Annotated in this window: 3 protein-coding genes; all 3 read right to left on the bottom strand. The window is 60.3% G+C overall.

Features of this window, described 5'->3' with window-relative positions; translation table 11 throughout:
• The coding region (locus ACZM96_RS09175; RefSeq protein WP_489488682.1) for a GmrSD restriction endonuclease domain-containing protein at nt 1-1,959 on the bottom strand (1,959 nt) is incomplete at its 3' end.
• Nucleotides 1,956-3,806 (bottom strand): DUF262 domain-containing protein, encoded by a 1,851-nt coding sequence (locus ACZM96_RS09170; RefSeq protein ID WP_489488681.1) that lies wholly within the window; start codon nt 3,804-3,806, stop codon nt 1,956-1,958. The genes ACZM96_RS09175 and ACZM96_RS09170, both read right to left, overlap by 4 nt.
• 399 nt (nt 3,807-4,205) lie before the next feature.
• A partial coding sequence (rpoN, locus tag ACZM96_RS09165; protein ID WP_489488679.1) for an RNA polymerase factor sigma-54 occupies nt 4,206-5,501 on the bottom strand: 1,296 nt, incomplete at its 5' end.

Raw genomic sequence — 5,501 nt, 5'->3', positions numbered from 1 at the left:
GTAGGCGTATTTTCCCTGCTCGCTCCTGGGCAGTTCGGCGGCGCAGAAGTCCGGGCGCATGGCAGCGTATCTGGCAAAGTACCAGCGCCAGGTCAGTTCGTGCCGCTCTTCGCGATCGTTCAGCCAGCGGTTTGCAGCATGGGAAAGGAGGCTCTCCAGCTCTTCCGTCGTGGCCGCGTTCCGGCCTTCTTGGCTCAGGGTCTCCAGAGCGCGTCGCAGCAGCAGGAAATGTTCCTTTCCCGCAGGGAACTCCGGAGAGGGGCAGAGAAACTGCCGCAGGTTCTGGAGGCTCCCGTCGCATCCCGGTCTGAAGTCGCTCCGGGGAGGCTCGTATTCGCCGAAGCTCAGCAGACAGCGCAGCAGCATATCGTAGGAAATGCGCCGACTCCCAAAGGCCAGACGAAGAAAATGCGCCCCCCGCACGACGCCTTCCCTCCCAAACACAAGGGGCGCGTTTTCTTCCTGATCTGCGCGGGAAAACACGGCGATCCTTCCGCGCAGCAGTGGATGATCCTCCAGATAGTCCAGCGCATCCTGAAGAGCGGCGTCGTCTTCGTGGGCTTGCCGGAGGGCAAGCTTTGCCTTCTCTTCCTGTACCTGCCAGGGGTTGAATCCGTTTTCGTCGCTCACGGTTTCGCAGGCGAGAAGATCATGCAGGGCAAGGAGCCGTCGGAGACGAGGGGGCTCGCCGTCGTCCTGAAAAGGATATTCCAGCAGATTGCGCAGAATGCGCAGCCGTCTTTTTTCCTTGTCCGGGGGGATGTGCAGGGCGGCGGCCATGAGGCGGCCGAAAAGCATGAGCTCGTCGGAAGAAGAGAGCGTCCCTTCGCAGCAGAGGCGGAGCAGATTCGTGTCGACAGTGCCGTGATTGAACAGGGAAATTTTTCCCGGAACGGGCAGCGCGTCGCCGGAAGCGCCGGAAAAGAGCTCGACAAAGAAAGGAGCGATGCCTTTCCCTTCCGGGAGAATGAGCTCGTGCAGCGTATCCAGCATCCGCACCACAAGTTCGAGATTGTCGCATGCCGTGCAGAGTCTTTGTCTGTCCGGGGAAAGGGCGGCGCTCACACGGGAGAACAGGTCGCCTTTTGTGATTTCCGGGCCGGGCAGGAGCATGCGCGCGGCAAAGTCGAAAAAGCGGGCCATGCGCTTGTCGGTGGCCTCCGCCGGATGTTCGTCGTTCTTCCGGGCGGGAAAGCCGCTCCAGAACACGTCGAGCCAGTCGTTGTCCAGCTTGCGGGCGATGTCGTCGGCGCGATCCGGGTATGTTTCCCGAAGCCACGGCAAAAACTGCGCCTTGAAGTGTTCCCATGCCGTGAGCTGCTTTCCCCGGGCGTTCATCGTGATGAAAATGTCGTCGGCGCTGTTGCCGAGCTCGCTCAGACGCGCAAAATGAAAGCGGACGGGGCAGTCTGCCGCCTCGAGACGCTCCATAAGACAAGGCACGTCAAAAAAGCTCGCATGAATGGCGTCGAGCATGGTCAGCATGCCCGCGACGGTGGCGTCGTGATTCCATGCCGGGCTGAACCAGCATGCATCCGTGATGAGAAAAGACGGCATTTCGAAGCCGTTTTGACGGAGAATGTCGGCGTGTTCCGCCAATTCCCGGCAGAAGTTCTGCGAGCTTTCCCGCACCTCGTACCGGAAGCGCCGGAGCAGCGCGCTGAACTCGTCGCGCCGCATGTCGCGTGACTCTTCCCGGGCCGCGGCGTACCAGTGCAGCAGAAACAGCGTGGTCAGGCGCTGCTGCCCGTCGAAGGGCAGAAAAACGCCGTCTTCCACTTCTCCGTAAATGAAGTCGAGCATGAGCGTCTTGTTTTCGGTCAGCGCCTCTTTCAGCGCCGCCACGAAGCCCTCCCGAACGCGGCGCTCATCGCTCCTGCCCTGGGCATAGTCGCGCTGAATGACGGGAATGACGATGTCATGATCTTGAAGCAGCTGGTGAAACGTCATGCCGTTCATGACGGAATTCCTCCCTGAGACTCGCAGAAGGCGCTGAGCGTTCTCTCTATTTCCCGTGCATAGTCGTCCATGTCCCGAACGGTCCAGCAGGGAGAGACGGAATGTTCCTGTGTGAAAGCGCGCAGGAACACGGCGGCGGTACCGAGAGGTACATAGGTTCCCTGCCGCATCATGTTGAGCAGCCTTGTCCGTTTGACGGCAAAAATGGCGTTGTTCAGGCTGGAATTGCTTCCGCCGTCCAGAAGCGCGAGATTCCCCAGCGTGTGCGTTCGCTCTTCGCTTCCTCCCGAAACGCGGCGCAGGAACTGCAAAACGGCGTTGTACAGCGCGTCGAAGTCCTCCATGCTTTTCTTTTCATCGTCTTTTTTCAGAAAGGCTGAGCAGGATGCCGCAAGCGCGCTTTTTTTCTCCATGAACTCATCGTCGCTCATGTGCTTTTCTTCTTTCGTCAGCGCGTCCGGAGACATCTGACGCAGCTCGTCAAGGTGAGCCCTTACCCAGTTGGTCTGATCCCGTACATTCGTCAGACTCTCGACGTTCTGCGCCTGAATGTGTTCCAGACTCCAGCTCTGCCGTCGATGCTCTCCGAAGGGAAAGCGACGGCCCTTTTCGCGCGAGAGTTCGACGTTGAAGAGAAAGAGCAGCCGTCGAATGCGGTCGTAGTCACTGTCGTAGCGCAGCGAATGCAGATCGGGCAGGGCGTTGCCGCCGAACATGACCGTCCGTATTTCTTCCAGCAGTTTTTTGCGGAAGACCGACTTTTTGTTTTCCCGCGCCAGGGCAAGCAGGTGTTGCAGGCAGGGGACGGCGCGGCCGTGCCTGACCGCTTCGCTGATGAGGCAGCCCGTCCAGTGATAGAGGTCGTTGTCTTCATGCCAGAAGCGCAGAAGCTGCCAGCCAAGCTCTACGTCGTTCCATACGCTGCGGGCGCTCTCTCCCTGTTTCAGTTTCTCGCTCATGCGCCGGAAGGAAAACTGATCGTCGGGATCGCCGTGCGGCCGCCCGGTGACGATATCCAAAAGAAAGCCCATGCGGGGAGCGCCGGAATCGTCGCCGTCGAGGCCGAGAAAGTTCCGGAACGACGGTTCGTGCAGCGAGCGTTCCATGTCGTCCCAAAGACTGCCGAGCAGAATTTGAGACCTGCCGGCAAAAAGTCCGGACGCATGCCGTTTGTCGGCTCCCGGATACCCGTCCTCCCGCCCCGCGCGACTGATGAGAAGCGCCCGGCAGAGTTCCGCGCCGGTCAGGGGAATGCGGCCCATGTTCAGGCGGGCGAAGCGCTGCTCCGCGCTTCCTTCCTCATCCGTCACGTCGTACCAGAGCACGCGCACGCGCCGGGAAAACGCTTCGTACAGCGCTTCGTCGGGCGCGTGTTCGCGGAAGAACGCCGTCACGCTCCGGCAGGCCCGGGCCATGTAATGGAAGTCGGGATTTTTTCCGGCTTCCTTCTGCCCCTCCGCACTTTCCGCCCACTCCGGTTCCCGGACAAGACGACGCAGAAATTCGCCGCTTTTTTCCCGGTTCTCGTAGCGCAGTTTGAAGGAAAGGGCGCTGCTTCTGTTCAGGGCGCGGCAAAGGACGGCGTCCATGAGAAAAATGGTGGTGAGCCTCTGCTGACCGTCAATGAGCTCCCAGCTCTCGGAACCGTCTTCCTTTTTCAGGCGCTTGACGATGACGGGCTGCAGAAAATAGGAGTCGCTTTCCCTGCTGCCCCTGGCAAAGGCGGCAACGTCCTGTAAAAGCGCGTCCACCTGCGTGCCCGTCCAGCGGTAGCCGCGCTGATAGCTTTTGACGAGGAAGGTTTTATTTTTCAGGGCTTCTTCCAGGGAAAGGACGGCGTCATCCATGTGTACGTTCCCAGAGGCGGGCGGGTAAGATTACGATTGGCGGAAAGGAGGAAGAAACGGAATTTTTGAACGATGCTAGCACCTGGGATTTGCAGATTCAAGGGCCCCTGGGCGGAACGAGAGTTTTTTCGTGCCGGCAAGAGACAAAAAGCGGCCGCGAAACAGGGAAAGGGGCGTTTTCATGGTTGGCGGCTCCGCGTGCGCCAAGTGCTGCCGGAAGCTGGAAGCGTGAAAAAAACGCGCCCCTCGTGTAGGAAACACGGGGCGCGCCATGACTTCTGCCGTTTTGAGCCGTAGAAGCGACGGCCCATGGAGGGCGAGAATTGAAAACGGAAATCGTGCCGCGATTGTTCCGCTCCGGCCGGGATGGAGCGGAACTGTGACGTTCGCGGGCGTTGTTTACAGATGCTTCTTTCTGCGCGACGACGAAGGGATGCCGAGCTCTTCGCGGTACTTGGCCACGGTGCGGCGGGCGATTTTGACGCCGAGGCCCTCGTTGAGGCGGGAGCTGATGTCTTCATCGGACAGGGGATGGGACTGGTCTTCTCCGTCGATGAGGGCGCGGATGCGGGCCTTGACGCTTTCGGAGCCCACCTGACTGCCGTCGCTGGAGGAGAGGGCGCTGTTGAAGAAGTATTTGAGCTCGAAGATGCCGTGGGGGGTGCCCACGTACTTGTTGGTGGTGATGCGGCTTATGCTGGATTCGCTGCGGCCGATGTCTTCGGCGATGTCCTTGAGCACCAGAGGTTTGAGCTTGTACACGCCGTATTCAAAGAAGTCGTGCTGATGCTTCACGATGCTTTCCATCACCTGATAGAGGGTGCGCTGCCGCTCTTCGAGGCTGCGGATGATCCACACGGCCGAGCGCAGCCGGTCGTTCATGTAGTCCTTTTCCTCGCTGGAGCGGTTTTTCTCGGCGAGCTCTTCGGAGAGGGGGGAAAGCTGGAGATGGGGCAGGTCTTCGTCGTTCATGAGAATGACGAATTCGCCGTTCACCTTGCGCACGAAGATGTCGGGGCTGACGTAGCAGGGGGTGCTGCTGCCGAGGCTGCCGCCGGGGCGGGGTTCCAGGCTCTGGATGATGCCTATGTATTCCTTGAGGGTGTCGAGGTCGATGTGAAAATGGCGCAACAGCGGCTTATAGCGCTGTTTTTCAAGGTCCTCGAGGTGATTTTGAACGAGATCGACAAGAATGGGGTCGCGGTCGTCGCGTCGGGCGTGCAGCTGGATGAGCAGACATTCGGAAAGGGAGCGCGCGGCCACGCCGACGGGATCGAAATTCTGGATGGCGGAGAGCACGGGCGGCACTTCGGAGGGATCCGCGCCGGCGAGGGAGGCGATTTCTTCGTCGGTGGCGGTGAGGTAGCCGGTTTCGTCGAGGTTGCCGATGATGCACTCGCCGATGGACTTCTGTTTTTCGGTGAGGGGCGAGAGCAGAAGCTGCCCCATGAGATGGGCTTCGAGGTTGGGTTCGGCGGAGTGGCAGGCTTCGAGGGGATTGCCGTCTTCTTCGGCGGCCTCGAATTCCTGCTGGGCCACGCGCGACTGACTGGAAAATTCGCCGAGGTATTCTTCCCATTCGGCGCTGCGGGCCACTTCTTCCTGCGGCCACGGGCTGTCCTGTTCGGCGCTCTTGCGGGAATCGGCCGCGGCGTCGGGAGCGGAGGAGGCGGCGTTGTCGGTTTCGCGTTCCTC

The sequence above is a fragment of the Mailhella sp. genome, assembly GCF_057866825.1.
This window is presented reverse-complemented; position numbering and strand designations above follow the sequence as displayed.